The sequence below is a fragment of the Bacillus sp. OV322 genome, from assembly GCF_900112495.1.
GTDB lineage: Bacteria > Bacillota > Bacilli > Bacillales > DSM-1321 > Peribacillus.
The window spans coordinates 287733-302211 of the sequence record NZ_FOMA01000007.1 but is presented as its reverse complement, the minus strand read 5'-3'; the positions used below and the strand labels follow the sequence as shown (position 1 = coordinate 302211).

Sequence of the window (14479 nt, the reverse complement as noted above, 5' to 3'; positions counted from 1 at the left end):
CTGGTCTTTTTGTGTGCAGAAATGGAGACTTTATAATAACTAAAAAGAATATAAAGAGGAAAAGAGTCAAGTAAGCCCAAACCTGAATGGGGAGATCCGCCAGTTATCGCCGTTCAGGAGTTCGAACACGGCAGTTAAGCTCGTGCGCCGATGTAGTTGGGGGTTCTCCCCTTGTGAGAGTAGGACGCCGCCAAGCAAGCGAAAGGCCAGCAGAGATGCTGGTCTTTTTTGTGTGCAGAAATGGATATTTCATAAGAGCTCAAAAGAGTCTAGTAAGCTAAAAATACGAATGGTGAGAACCGCCGGTTACCGCATTTGGGAGTTCTAACACGTCAGTTAGCTGGACTAGAGCTTCTGCTAAAACCGTGACTTCCTTGAGAGAGGGCAGGAAGTGCCAAGCATGAGAGAGCGTTTTTTTGCAATCGGTTTTAGAACACGTGCAAAAAAGCAAAGAGGATAGTGGGCCATTTTGATTAATACAAGAGAGTTACTTTTTATAAGGCTCTTTTCTTAAAGATTGTTGTTTTTTAATGAGTTCTGTGAGGCGATCTCATTATTAAATGAGGTTGATTGGAGCGAAAGGTGCGAGACTCCTGCGGGATTAGCGGGAAGGTGAGACCCCGCAGGCGAAGCAGAGGAGGCTCACCGCCCGCCCCGCGGAAAGCGAGCATCCTGGAGCGGAAATCAACCCCTTGTTCCATAGCAACATGCTCACTAGAGATAGCAGGAGTTGTTACAACTGGATACAGTACCTGTTTTTTTATGATTTTGTATAATTTATTATAAATAGGGCAATAAAGAAAATAAGTTGTTCTTTTAACAAATTGCTTGTAAAACCCCGAAAATAACCTTTATTAAGTGACAAATGCACAGCAGATATGATATGTTTTGGATTCTACATAAAATATTGAAAAAGAGGTGTTTTAATATGAATAAAACTGATTTAGTGAATGCAGTGGTTGAACAGGCTGAATTATCAAAGAAGGATGCTTCTAAAGCTGTGGATGTGCTTTTGGAGACGATTACTAATACTCTAGCAAAGGAAGAGAAAATCCAGTTAATCGGATTTGGCACATTTGAAGTGCGTGAGCGCGCTGCACGTACAGGCCGCAATCCTCAGACTGGGGAAGAATTGAACATTCCTGCTTCCAAGGTTCCTGCGTTTAAACCAGGCAAAGAGTTAAAAGAAGCTGTAAAGTAAGCTTATACCTGTTTAAAAGGGCTCATAGGTTTTCCTATGGGCCTTTTTTGCGCCTTCTTAAAGGCTTGTCATTGAATTAAGGGAAGAGAGAGTCAGCATATTATTTTTACATAAGACTTTAGGTTAGTGTTATTTTTGCCGAAATAAGATAGAGAGATTTTATTAAAAAGGGGAAAATTATTTGTACATGCAGGGACATTATAATTGGGGGTTTGTGTGCCTTTCGATATTGATTGCCGTATTCGCTTCGTTTACGGCTCTTGATCTTGCAGGCAGAATAACCTTAGCCCGAAATGGGGCAAAAAAGCTATGGCTGGCGGGCGGTGCGGTGACAATGGGCCTTGGCATTTGGTCCATGCACTTTGTGGCCATGCTGGCGTTTAGTTTGCCGGTAATGATTAATTACGATGCTTCAATCGTTCTTTTCTCAGTTGCAGTGGCCATATTAGCTTCGTTTACTGCCTTGTTTGTCGTAAGCCGCGAGAGAATGGCAAATATTCATTTGCTGATCGGCGGGCTATTTATGAGCACCGCTATCATTTTAATGCACTATACCGGCATGATGGCTATGCAGATGCAGGCTGCTGTCCATTACAACAAGCTGCTGGTTACTTTATCCGTATTCATTGCTCTCGCAGCATCCTTGGCAGCGTTAAAGATATCCTTCTATTTCAGGGTGAAGTCGGGAAATCATTTTTTAGGCAAATTACTAAGTGCTATTGTGATGGGTTCTGCCATTTCTGGAATGCATTATACAGGAATGGCTGCAGCAAGCTATCGTGCCGAGGGACATATGGTTCATCATCTGGCATCAGGCGGGTTCCGAATGGATACAGCCATCCTGGCAGGAGGAATAGGTGCCGCGATTCTTACTATCCAGATTTTTGTCTTATTTTCTTCAGGCATGGACCGAAAGCTGGCCGTCCAGAATAAAAGGCTCCAGGAAAGCCAGCAGCGCTATGATTCTCTTGTGAGGCATAACCTGGATATCATTTTTTCCCTGGATGCTTCCGGAAGCATCTTAAGTTTTAATCCTTCTTTAACAGATGTATTGGGATATTCTGCAGAAGAAGTTCCATACCTTTCTTTTGATTCGCTGCTTTCTGAAGAAGAGGGATTGCGGGCAAGGAAGTACTTGGCTAAAACGATAAGCGGAATTCCGGGAAAATTTGATATTGAGGCAATCCATAAAAATGGAAATACTGTCATATTGAATGTGACGACTGTTCCGGTTTATATCGATGACAAAATTGATGGCATCTATGGCATCGCCAAAGATATTACTGAACAGGTTAACGCTCTGGAGATTATTCATAAGCAGGCTTATCAGGATGATTTAACGTCCCTGCCAAACAGGCGCTCCTTCAGAGAACAGGTTTCCCGGGTGCTTCAAGAAATGGGCCCAAGCAAATCAGCCGCTATTTTCCTGCTGGATATGGACCGGTTCAAGACAATTAATGATACGCTGGGACATTCTTATGGAGATTTGTTATTGGTGGAAATGGCCTCACGTTTTGAAAAGAACATCGGTGCAAATGTACTCTTGGCAAGAATGGGCGGAGATGAGTTTACTTTGTTTCTCCCAAATATAAAGCAAGTTTCGGAGGCTGAAAAGCTGGCAGATAAACTGCTCAAATCGCTGAATGAGCCGTTTACACTACATCATCATGAAATATACACGACTGCAAGCATTGGGATTGCCGTTTTCCCTCATGATGGATCAGATATTGAAGAGCTGCTTAAAAAAGCAGATTTAGCCATGTACCTGGCAAAGGAAACGAGTAAGTCCACCTATCAGATTTATACAAAGTCGATTGATAGCCGTTTAGATAAGATTCAATTGGAAGAAGAAATGAGAAGGGGGATTGGATCAGAGGGTGAATTTATCTTACACTACCAGCCGAAGATCCATATCAAGTCTGAAGAAGTGACAAGCTTAGAGGCGCTGGTACGCTGGAATCATCCGCGGCTTGGATTTGTATCTCCTGCAGATTTTATCCCGCTGGCAGAAGAAACGGGTTTAATTGTTCCATTAGGCGAAAAAATATTAAGAATGGCCGTTTCACAGCTGAAAAAATGGCATGAACAGGGATTTTCTCATCTTCAGGTGGCCGTGAATGTGGCGACAAGGCAATTTATGGAGAACAGCTTTCTCAGCGAGCTGGAAACAATTCTGACAGAATATGATCTGGAAGGTAAATATCTGGAATTGGAAATTACAGAAAGCACGGCGATGAAAAATGTGAGCCGGGCCATTTATACGTTCAATAAGCTGAAGGAGATGGGCGTAGAAATTGCCATAGATGATTTTGGCACTGGTTATAGTTCTCTTGCTTATCTGAAGGATTATCCAATCAATACTCTTAAAATTGATCAGTCCTTCATAAGGAATTTGTCTGATGGTAATACGGCTGGGACAGATGAAGCAATTACAGCTTCCATAATCAGCCTTGCTAAAAATATGCAGCTTAATATAGTGGCGGAAGGTGTAGAAACAGAAAACCAGCTGAATTTCTTAAAAGAAAATGATTGTGATACTGTGCAAGGCTTTTTGTTCAGCAGGCCCCTTTCCGCTGAGGATCTTCAAGAGCAGTTCCTGCAGAAACCCCTGTTGCAAACCTAGCACAAAAAGAGCCATTTCATATGCACTGCACTCCAAAAGTTAGAGTTTAAATCTAATTTCAGGGGTGCAGTACATTCATAGTGGCTCTTTTTATTTGGCTCATTTCTTAAAGATTGTTGATTTTTTAATTTGTTATGTGAAGCGTTCCCATTGTCAAGTTAGGTTGATTGGGCGTAAGGTGCGAGAATTCTGCTTAGATTAGCAGAACAGGTGAGACCTAAACAGGGGCAGTCGGGGAGGCTCACTGGCTGCCCCGCGGAAAGCGGGCATCCTGGAGAGGAAATCAACCATCTAGTTTCATAGCAACAAAGTTTTACGAAAACAGTCTTTTATTTTTTGGTTTCGATGATGGCTAGGCCTCCAAAGCACTATTTAAATCATATTGCTCCAGATCTATATCGGTTTCAAGCCCGAGTGCAAGCTTTGATAGCTGATAACCAATATAGGGTCCCATTGTAAGGCCTGAAGCTCCAAGACCGTTAGCGGCCAATATTCCCTCCCAGCCTGGCAGGGAACCGATAACAGGCAAAAAGCCTGGTGTAAAGGGGCGGAATCCGGTTCGGGCTTCAAGAAAGGAAGCTTGTTCAAGCCCAGGGGCAGAAAGTAAGGCCTTATTCAAGACTTCCTGCAATCCGCCAGCCGTAACCCGGCTGTCGTATTCTTCTGTATTTTCATGAGTTGCCCCGGCTACCAGCCTGTCTTCAAAGGCCAGCAGATATTGATCACTTGGAGGCATGACGACGGGCCAGGTTTTTGTACTTATCCCAGGAAGGTTTAGATGAACGATTTGCGCCTTCTGGAAGGTGACTTGAAAATTAACTCCAAGGGGCTTCAGCAGCTGATTTGCCCAGGCGCCGGCACAGACAATTACCATACCCTCTAAAGCTTCACCATTCACATTAGCCCCGATTACCTGTTTATCCTTAAAATTCAGAGATGCTGCTCCCTCTATAAAAACAGCACCGTTTTTTTCGGCAGCCCTGAGCAAGGAATCACGGAGGGCACGTCCATCAACACGTGCCGCGCCGCTGACATGGACAGAACCGATTCCTTCTGCAAGAGGAGGGAAAAGGATCCTTGTCTGCTCAGGAGTAAGAATGGTGATATCACCCATCTCAGGTGCGTCTTCTTTTCGCTTTAATGCCCGTTCTTTCATGGCAATAAGCTTTTCGCTATCACTGTGGAGGCTGACAGCGCCGACTTGTGCATATCCGGTATCTGTTTCACCGTCCTGTTTAAGGGACTCTATCAGATCCGGGTAAAACCTTGCACCTTCTTTTGCAAGCTTATACCAGGCTTTATTACGGCGCTGCGACAGCCATGGACATACAATGCCTGCTGCTGCATCAGTAGCCTGCCCCCTGTCTTTACGGTCGGCAATGACAACCTCTGCCCCGCTTTTGGCCAGCTGATAAGCCGTGGAAGCACCAAGGATTCCGGCTCCGATCACTATGTATCTCTGCATAAATAGACACTCTCTTCTTTATCAGCATCAGCACATGTATCACAATGGCAATGCATTAATTGCTAAATATAGAGATTATCATAACATGGTGTCCTTGGTTTATCCAAAGGAAGAGGAAATCCTTATAAGGTTAAATTAAAAAAATGGAATATTCTAAAATTTAACGGACAGCTGATTGACTGAATGCAGGAATCTTGTTACGATTTTCAATATGGCAAGCAGAGGAGGGCACTATGAATACAGTATCTGGCTTTCATTTAAATGAATTCGCTCAAGGCTTGGATAGAGATGATTCGCTTAAGGCATATAGGGATGAATTTTATACAAAGCCAGGCAGCATTTATCTTGACGGAAATTCATTGGGGCTTTTGTCAAAAAGAGCAGAAAAATCTCTGCTTGATACTCTGAATGACTGGAAGACATATGGCATTGACGGATGGACACAGGGAAACAATCCCTGGTTTTACTTATCAGAAAAAATGGGAGCGCTTTTAGCGCCCCTAGTTGGGGCATCATCTCCTGATGAAGTGATTGTCACAGGCTCTACAACGGTTAATCTTCATCAATTGCTGGCTACATTTTATAAACCCAAGGGAGACAGGAAAAAAATCTTGGCGGATGAATTAACGTTTCCTTCCGACATTTATGCCATGCACAGCCAGCTGGAAATGCATGGTTATGATAAAACGAATTTGGTGCAGGTGAAGAGCAGGGACGGGCGATTCCTGGAAGAAGATGATATCATTGATCAAATGACGGAAGAAATTGCGTTAATTATATTGCCGACAGTCTTATATCGAAGCGGCCAGATTCTTGATATGAAACGTCTGACAGCAGAGGCGCATGAAAGGGGCATTATCATCGGTTTTGATGGCTGCCATTCTGTCGGAGCCATTCCGCACTATTTTGGCGAATGGGGTGTGGATTTTGCTTATTGGTGCAATTATAAGCATCTTAATGGAGGGCCGGGAAGTGTCGGAGGCCTTTATGTGAATTCCAGGCATTTTGGAAGGAATCCTGGGCTTGCAGGCTGGTTTGGATCTGATAAAAACAAACAATTCGATATGGAGCATCTGCTGACACCTGCACAAAATGCAGGAGCTTACCAAATCGGGACCCCGCATGTGCTTAGCATCGCCCCTTTAATCGGATCACTCGAGATGTTCAGTGAAGCAGGAATTGATAGGATACGCCAGAAATCCCTTCAAATTAATGAATATTTGATGGATCTGATTTCTTTTGAGCTTGGCAATATGGGCTTTTTTATCGGAAATCCAACAGAGGATAGCCGAAGGGGCGCACATATCAGTCTGGAACATAAAGAAGCAGCGCGGATTTGCAAAGCCCTTAAGGCAAATGGAGTTGTGCCGGATTTCAGGGCCCCTAATATCATTCGTCTGGCTCCGGTCGCCTTGTATACAGCCTACACAGAAGTGTGGGAGGCGGTTCAGATTCTTAAGAAAATCATGATTGGGAAAGAATATGAAAACTTTAAGAATGAGCGGGACGTGGTTGCTTAAGACAAGGCAGGGAGGATAAAAATTGAATAGCTACAAAAGCAGTAAGAATCCCCCTGAAAACGCGGGATTAAAAAGGGAAATGAGTACAAAGCAGCTGACCATGATTGCCATGGGATGCGCCATTGGGACTGGATTGTTCCTGGGAAGCGGGCTTGCCATTACGACTGCGGGCCCAAGCGTATTGGTGAGTTATGCCATTGGGGCATTTATTGTACTTTTATTAATGGGATGTTTAGCTGAAATGACGGTCGCCTATCCCACCTCGGGCTCATTTGGGACCATTGCTGAGAAATATGTCAGCCCTATGGCGGGATTTCTGGTCCGTTATTCGTACTGGATTGCCAATGTGCTGGCAGTCGGTGTAGAGATAAGCGCCAGCACGGTGTATATGAAATATTGGTTCCCTGCAGTTCCGCAGATATGCTGGATATTATTATTTGCCATCCTGCTAATCTATGTAAATTTGAAAAGTGTGCATACCTTTGCAACCTTTGAATACTGGTTTTCAATGATTAAAATCAGCGCCATTATTTTATTCATTCTGCTGGGGATATATGTATTAACCGGTTCTTCACATGCTGAAATGGGACCAGGCAATTTAACAAATGACGGAGGCTTTCTCCCATTTGGAGTAAAAGGTATGTGGATAGCAGTATTCATTTCCCTATTCAGTTTTCTTGGAACAGAGTTAATTGCAGTTACGGCCGGGGAAACAAAGGATCCTGATACGGCTGTACCGAAAGCTTTGAAAGCAACGGTGTTCAGGCTTTCGCTGTTTTATGTAGTGACTATCGGGATCATGCTGATGATTGTTCCATGGAAGTCTGCAGGCATCGAAGAGAGTCCGTTTGTTAAGGTCATGGAAATACTAAAAATCCCTTATGCATCCGGAGTCATGAATTTTATCGTATTGACTGCTGCTTTATCCGCTATGAATAGCCAGCTTTATGCCTCGACAAGGATGATTTTTTCCTTGTCCCGCGAAGGCTCGGCTCCGGCTGTTTTCGGCAGGGTAAATAAACATGCAGTACCGAGGAATGCGCTGGCTGTTTCAACTGCAGGGATTTTTCTTGCAGGGATTGTCAGCGCCCTTAAGCCAAACACCTCATATTCTTTCATGATGGGCATTTCTATGTTCGGTGCCATTTTTACCTGGTTCATGATATTTGTTTCACATTTATTTTTCAGGCAACAATGGGAGAGGAATGGCGGGAGGAATTTGCCGGTAAGAATGATGGGATATCCGTACCTGCCTTTGTTAGGAGCATTTCTCTTGCTTTGCCTGATTGTCACTACATGGTTTACCGATTTTAAGATTCTGCTTCAGTTTGGTGTTCCATGGCTTTTATTTTTGTCACTGATTTACTGGATCGGAAAAAAGCGAAAACGCAGATCCGTTTAAGCATTCATGCAGAAAAGGGGATTTCCGGGATGGAAAAAGGCAATCAAGAAAAGGAAAATCAGCTCCATACAGATTTTGAAAAAGAAATGTCGTATGGAGATTATCTTCAGCTTGATAAAATCCTGACAAGCCAGCATCTCTTGTCAGATCATCATGACGAAATGCTTTTTATCGTGATCCATCAAGCAAGTGAGCTATGGATGAAGCTTGCGATTCATGAATTGACTGCGGCTCGGGATTGTATCATGGATAATAATCTTGAGCCTTCATTTAAAATGCTTTCCAGGGTGTCGAGGATTCAGCAGCAGCTGACCCAGTCCTGGAGCGTGCTGTCTACCCTGACACCCTCTGAATATATGGAATTTAGGGACAAGCTAGGGCACTCCTCCGGTTTTCAATCCTATCAAAACCGGCTCATTGAATTTGCACTTGGCAGCAAAAACGCTAAAATGCTGTCTGTCTATCAGCATGACGAAAAACTGCTCCAAATCATGCAGATAGCCCTGCATGCGCCAAGCATTTACGATGCTGCCATCAGGGCACTTTCCCATAAGGGGCTGCACATAGATGAAGATGTGCTTAATCGCGATTATTCTGAACCCTATCAGCATAATAAAAGTGTAGAGGATGCATGGCTTACTGTTTATCAAAATGTCGGGCAGTATTGGGATTTGTATGAACTGGGCGAGAAGCTGGCAGATATCGGCAGCCAGCAGCAAATTTGGCGATTCAACCACATGACCACAGTCGAACGGATTATTGGGCACAAGCAGGGCACAGGGGGATCCTCAGGAGTGACCTACTTGAAAAGAGTGCTGGACCAGGGGTTTTTCCCTGAAATATGGAGCCTTAGAACCCGGTTATAGAAATAAAACCGCAGTGAAAAAAGGGGATGAACCCAAATGAAGAAATGGAAAGATATTTCCCAGAAGCTTGATGAAAGGGTGGCTGTTTGGCCGGGAGATACTGCGTTTTCCTATCAGCGGAATTGGACAAAAGAAGAAAGCGGTTCTGTTAATGTCGGACAGCTGACTATGAGTATACATACCGGCACACATATCGATGCCCCTTTTCATTTTGACGATAAAGGAAAAAAGACGGGTGAATTGGATATAGAGCTGTATATCGGAAAAGCCCGGGTCATTCATCTCCCTGGCAGGAATTCCATCTCTGCCCGGGATGTTAGCCAGTTCAATATAGAGGGAGTGAAGCGCCTCTTGATTTATACGGGTTCCTGGAAGGACAGAAGTGTTTTCCCTGACTCGATTCCGCCGATTGAACCGGATTTGGCCGTGTGGCTTGCGGATAAAGGCGTCCGTCTGCTTGGCCTTGATTTGCCTTCTGTAGATCCAATAGAAAGCAAGGAACTGCCTGCACATCATGCCCTTTCAAAAAATGGGATCCATATTTTAGAAGGACTTGTACTTGATAAGGTGTCTCCCGGAGATTATGAACTTGCAGCCCTGCCTCTTTATTTAGCGGATGCAGATGGAAGTCCGGTCAGGGCAGTTTTGAGAGAATTATAGATAACAAACAGTGAAGAGGGCCAGGTGATCCTGGCTTTTTTGTTTTGCTGAATGGCCGATTTACCTGATAAGGAGTGCTTGGTTATTTTGTTAGAATAAAATGCAGCCCAATGCCGTATTTTAACAGTAAACATATTAAAGGAGGATGAACAAGCATGTGGAAATCACACATAGGATTTCTCCGGGGAATTGGGCTGATTGAGGGCATTTCATATTTAGTTCTGCTTTTTATCGCCATGCCATTAAAATATTTTGCACATGTTCCTATCTTTGTCAGGATTTTTGGAATGGCCCACGGTGTGTTGTTTGTGCTATTTGTCCTTGCCCTTATTGGGGTATGGAGCAAGCATCGATGGTCCCTGATTCGAGTGCTAGGCGCATTTACCGCTTCATTGCTGCCTTTCGGTACCTTTCTCTTGAATGGGCGCCTGCCAAAAGATTGAGTAAATACAGCTTATCAAAAAGAAGTGGGCATAAGCTCACTTTTTTACTTTTCAGCGGGGAATACAGTAAAATGAGAAAAAAGGGAGGAAGACAATGGGACACGCACAAATTATCGAAAGCAGATTAGAAAAGGAGCAAAACCGCTATATTTTTCTCGGTCTATACACAGCGGATGATTATACCAGCTCTGTGACTGGGGATTTCGTCTTTATCCATTGGCTCGATAATGAAGGAGTGAATGGGGTAATAAAAGGCACTGCACACTTTGAGGAATATTGGATGAATGAGATGGATCCGAGCAGGCAGCAAGAAGTGAAGCAGCAAATAAATGCCTCCGTCAAGGACTACCTCAGAGAAAATAGATTGAAGTTTATGCTGGAAGGATATAATGTCGGCTTAAGATTAGGGGAGAATTAAATTCTCCTCTTTTTTTTAGGCTGTTTTCGTAAACTTTGCCGCTATGGAACAAGGGGATGATTTCCGCTTCAGGCTGCTCGCTTTACGCGGGGCGGGCGGTGGGCCATTGCTGCATCCCTTTTCCTAATATCGGAGATGTGTTAAGGGGTCTTAATAATAAAGAAAATGGTTAGGCATGATAATGTGCGGATTACATTCTGGTGTCAGAACAAGAAGGAATTAAAAAACCTCAAGCAGAAATCTTTAATAGATGTTAGGTATTTTGGATGTATATGGAAGGGGATGAAGGAATGAAGTTTTATATTGGTTCAAGTTTTCAAAATATAAAACAAGTTAGACATGTTGCAAAAGTACTAACATTTAATGGATTTATCCACACCTATGATTGGACTGAAAATGAAAGAGCAGATACTCTTGATAAGCTGCAAAGTATAGGAGAAGAAGAAAAGCAGGCTGTTACCGAATCTGATTTTGTAATTATTCTTCTGCCAGGAGGGAAAGGAAGTCATATTGAGTTAGGCATTGCACTGGGGTTAGGCAAACCCTTATATTTGTATTCTCCTTCAGATGTGATTAATGATCCCGCTGAATCAAGCACGTTTTACCATGTTTCAGGCGTAAATAAGTTTACAGGCAGCATAGATGACTTTCTGCTTCACTTGTTAAAACATGAATTAGTAACGGACTAAAAGTAATGCATTAAACCGCTAAGAAGATTCTTTTTCTTGCCTCAAAGGCAGAAGTACTACTGGTGGTACATATTATACAGCTTTTTATATGTCACAGTGATTTCTTCAAGGAAAGCCTGAAGCTGCCTATATTTCTGCAGGGGGACTTTTGCGCCGAATTTTTCATCGAGTTCTATAAGTTCAATCTGGTGCCAATTACTGAGGTCATCTTTTTCAAGCAAATGAAGGTTTTTATGGACGATTGCCCGGATCTTGTTAATAAGCTCATTCCATTTTTCCGCATCCTGAATGACAGGGATATCATCTTCAGGGATGATTGCCCCGTCCAAGGCTCCTTTTGAAGCGGTATAAAAGCTGTTCTTGAGCTTCTCCTTATGAGTCAAACTGATGCTGAACAGCTCGTTATATACCTCTTTTAGCTTTTGTTCATTGATTACTTGTTTTTTCAATCTTTTTCCTTGTGAGTTCTCTTTTATATATAGTAAAAGTGTAGTGAATATCGTAGTTATCAATGGAATAAGCAGGATGTTTATCATATTGTGCCGCCTTCCTACATTGATGATTCCCTCAAATGGCAGGTTGTAAAGAGTATATGCCCCGGGCTCATATAGATGATTGATGGAAGAATGGACAGATAAAAAAACCTGCAGCAAAAGTGCAGGGAGGGATTACAGAAATTTAATCAAGAACTGCTTACTTCACAATGATAACCGGACACTCCGCACTTTGGGCAACACGATGGCTTATGCTTCCAAGCAGGGCTTCCTTAATGATGCTTTTTCCGGTGGTGCCCATCACAATGGCATCATAATGGTGCTCTGCAGCAAAGTCTCTGATAATCTGTGAGGGATCTCCTTCAAAGTTATGTGTTTCATACGAAATGCCTGATTCAGACAAAAATTGTATAGCAGGTTTTAGGATATCCTGATTTTCTTCATCCATTAATTGATCAAGATCCATGTACGCTGGTTCTTGCAGAGGAAGGTTTCTAGTCACATGAAGAATGGACAATTTTTCTGAGTTCAATGCTTTTGCGAGTGATGCAGCATGCATTAAAGCCCGTGATGAAGACGCAGAACCATCAAATCCTACTAAAATTTTCTTATACATATAAACTCCTCCTTTATGAATAATGCTCTGTATTCACACCATTCGGCAAAGATGTATTTACAGGGCTGTGTCAAGAATTAAACGTTATAAATATGTATAACTGTAATGTTCCTTCAGGGAAAATATACCCTAAAACCTCTGCACCTAACCGCCAGCCAGGTAATTCTTGAAATATGGAATAATGCTTAGTGGTGAAAAGCAAAGGCTTTTTCTTAAGGCTGTTTTCGATAGCTTTGCTGCTATGTAACAGGGGGAATTCCCGCTTCAGGATGCCCGCTTTCCGCGAGGCGGGCGGTGAGCAGCCTCAGCAATGCCTGCGGTGTCTCACCTTCCCGCTAATCTAAGCAGGAGTGCAAGCATTCTGGAGCGGACAACAGACAAAGAAAAAGAGTGCTGCCGAGCATGAAAGAGGCCAGTCCTAAATTAAGGACTGGCCAGTTCAATCTGTACTATCATAAATAAACGATGCGTATTAGAACCTCTTTGGGAATTTTTATTTAAAATGGGTATTTTCTTGCTTCTCTTTGGACGGTGACCCACTTGGCACTGGTGAATTCTTCAAATCCCCATTCCCCGCCATATCTGCCAAGTCCAGATGCTTTTTCTCCGCCAAATGGGGCATTAGGAGAAGAATTAACAGTCTGGTCGTTAACATGAGCCATTCCGCTTTCAATTTGACGGGCAAACTCTATTCCCCGTTCAAAATCCTGAGTGAAGACTGCACCTGACAGTCCATATTCTGTGTCATTGGCCATCTCAAGAGCCTCTTCTTCCGAGTCAAAAGGAATAATGATTGCTACAGGCCCGAAGATCTCTGTCTGAGCCAGCTTTGATTTATTGTCTACATCAGCAAATACAAAAGGAGTAAGGATATTTCCATCCTGCTTGCCTTCCAATACAAGATTGTTTCCTTCTTTTTTGCCTTCTTCTACAATGTTCAGTATCTTCTTGAGCTGGTTATCATTAATGATTGGCCCGATAATGACTTTCGGATCGACAGGGTTTCCATAAGGAAGCTCACTCGCTCTTTGGACATAACGGTCAACGAATTCCTTATAATGCTTGCGATGGACCAGAATACGATTGGTTATCATGCAAATCTGGCCTTGATGAATGAATTTGCCGAAAATCGCTGCATTAATGGCCTGATCTATATCGGCATCCTCTAATACTACAAGGGGACTGTTTCCTCCAAGCTCTAAGGCTGCCTTTTTGAGGTGCTGGCCGCACAAAGCTCCGATATGGCGCCCGACTGCTGTTGAGCCGGTAAAGGAAATAACCTGGGGAATAGGGTGCTCTACAAAAAAATCCCCGACTTCTTCGATGGCAAACGTAAGCACATTCAGGACACCCTTAGGCAGCCCTGCCTGCTCAAAAACCTCTCCAATGATATAACCGCCTGAAATTTGCGTTTGCAAATCAGGTTTAAGAACAACGGCATCACCTACTGCAATAGCAGGTGCAACTGCTCTCATTGAGAGAAATAGCGGGTAGTTAAATGGAGAGATGATGCCCACTACACCAGCAGGCTTATGGAAAACAAGGCTTTCTTTTCCTGGCATGCTTGAAGGGAGAGAGACGGGCATCTCCATGCGTTCGCTATAATTTGCGGCATCTTTAATCATTTCGATGATGCTGATGACTTCACCTGTTGCCTTCAATACAGAACTTCCTGTTTCTTTTGAAATAATCTCGGTGATTTCCTGTTTTCGTTCCCCGAATATTTCTGCTGCACGAAAAAGGATTTCTTTTTTTTCAGCAGAAGGGACCTTTGCCCAGGTTTTCTGTGCTGATCTTGCAGCTTCATAAGCTTCATTAACATCTTCTTTATTTGATAATTTAACAGAAGCAATAACCTCTTTATCAAATGGGTTGACGTTATCATATATTAATTGGCTGCGGCCATTACGCCATTCTCCGTTTATAGATTGCTTAGAATATTTATTTAACATCTATTTGACCTCCTGGGACTTATGCTTATTGGAATCTATCTCCTATTAAGTTAAAGGAGACTTCACTAGTCATTATAGAGGGTTATACCAATAGTGTATAATACATAATTCATTATATAATAATAGTATT

Annotated in this window: 13 protein-coding genes; 9 read left to right on the top strand and 4 right to left on the bottom strand. The window is 43.0% G+C overall.

The window, feature by feature from the left end; translation table 11 throughout:
* Window positions 1-928: 928 nt before the first annotated feature.
* A complete protein-coding gene (locus BM126_RS18435; RefSeq protein ID WP_071353067.1) occupies window positions 929-1201 on the top strand; it encodes an HU family DNA-binding protein in 273 nt (90 codons plus the stop codon).
* 187 nt (window positions 1202-1388) lie between these two features.
* On the top strand, window positions 1389-3824 hold the full coding sequence (locus BM126_RS18430; protein WP_256213180.1) for a bifunctional diguanylate cyclase/phosphodiesterase: 2436 nt from the start codon (window positions 1389-1391) through the stop codon (window positions 3822-3824).
* A gap of 352 nt (window positions 3825-4176) precedes the next feature.
* Here BM126_RS18430 and BM126_RS18425 read toward each other — a convergent pair whose 3' ends face one another.
* Window positions 4177-5289, bottom strand: coding sequence for an NAD(P)/FAD-dependent oxidoreductase (locus tag BM126_RS18425; protein ID WP_090990873.1), 1113 nt, complete (start codon window positions 5287-5289; stop codon window positions 4177-4179).
* Between the two features lie 233 nt (window positions 5290-5522).
* Here BM126_RS18425 and kynU point away from each other — a divergent pair, with 233 nt between their 5' ends.
* The 7 genes from kynU to BM126_RS18390 all read left to right on the top strand — a co-directional run bounded on the left by kynU (window position 5523) and on the right by BM126_RS18390 (window position 11287).
* Window positions 5523-6809, top strand: a complete 1287-nt coding sequence (gene kynU / locus BM126_RS18420) for a kynureninase (protein WP_090990872.1) — start codon at window positions 5523-5525, stop codon at window positions 6807-6809.
* Between the two features lie 79 nt (window positions 6810-6888).
* Window positions 6889-8211, top strand: coding sequence for an amino acid permease (locus BM126_RS18415; protein ID WP_090990900.1), 1323 nt, complete (start codon window positions 6889-6891; stop codon window positions 8209-8211).
* Between the two features lie 29 nt (window positions 8212-8240).
* Window positions 8241-9077 carry a tryptophan 2,3-dioxygenase gene (gene kynA, locus BM126_RS18410; protein WP_090990899.1) on the top strand — a complete coding sequence of 279 codons (837 nt, stop codon included), beginning with the start codon at window positions 8241-8243 and terminating at the stop codon, window positions 9075-9077.
* 36 nt (window positions 9078-9113) lie between these two features.
* Window positions 9114-9737, top strand: coding sequence for an arylformamidase (gene kynB, locus BM126_RS18405; RefSeq protein WP_090990871.1), 624 nt, complete (start codon window positions 9114-9116; stop codon window positions 9735-9737).
* 155 nt (window positions 9738-9892) lie between these two features.
* Window positions 9893-10180, top strand: a complete 288-nt coding sequence (locus BM126_RS18400; RefSeq protein ID WP_090990870.1) for a DUF3817 domain-containing protein — start codon at window positions 9893-9895, stop codon at window positions 10178-10180.
* A gap of 94 nt (window positions 10181-10274) precedes the next feature.
* Window positions 10275-10598, top strand: a complete 324-nt coding sequence (locus BM126_RS18395) for a hypothetical protein (RefSeq protein ID WP_071350531.1) — start codon at window positions 10275-10277, stop codon at window positions 10596-10598.
* Window positions 10599-10870: 272 nt separating this feature from the next.
* Window positions 10871-11287, top strand: coding sequence for a nucleoside 2-deoxyribosyltransferase (locus tag BM126_RS18390; RefSeq protein WP_256213175.1), 417 nt, complete (start codon window positions 10871-10873; stop codon window positions 11285-11287).
* 56 nt (window positions 11288-11343) lie between these two features.
* Here BM126_RS18390 and BM126_RS18385 read toward each other — a convergent pair whose 3' ends face one another.
* The 3 genes from BM126_RS18385 to BM126_RS18375 all read right to left on the bottom strand — a co-directional run bounded on the left by BM126_RS18385 (window position 11344) and on the right by BM126_RS18375 (window position 14349).
* Window positions 11344-11940 (bottom strand): hypothetical protein, encoded by a 597-nt coding sequence (locus tag BM126_RS18385; protein WP_177201492.1) that lies wholly within the window; start codon window positions 11938-11940, stop codon window positions 11344-11346.
* Between the two features lie 40 nt (window positions 11941-11980).
* Window positions 11981-12397 (bottom strand): universal stress protein, encoded by a 417-nt coding sequence (locus BM126_RS18380; protein WP_071350528.1) that lies wholly within the window; start codon window positions 12395-12397, stop codon window positions 11981-11983.
* Window positions 12398-12894: 497 nt separating this feature from the next.
* Entirely contained in the window at window positions 12895-14349 is a 1455-nt protein-coding gene (locus BM126_RS18375) for an aldehyde dehydrogenase family protein (RefSeq protein ID WP_090990867.1), read from the bottom strand.
* Window positions 14350-14479: the final 130 nt, after the last annotated feature.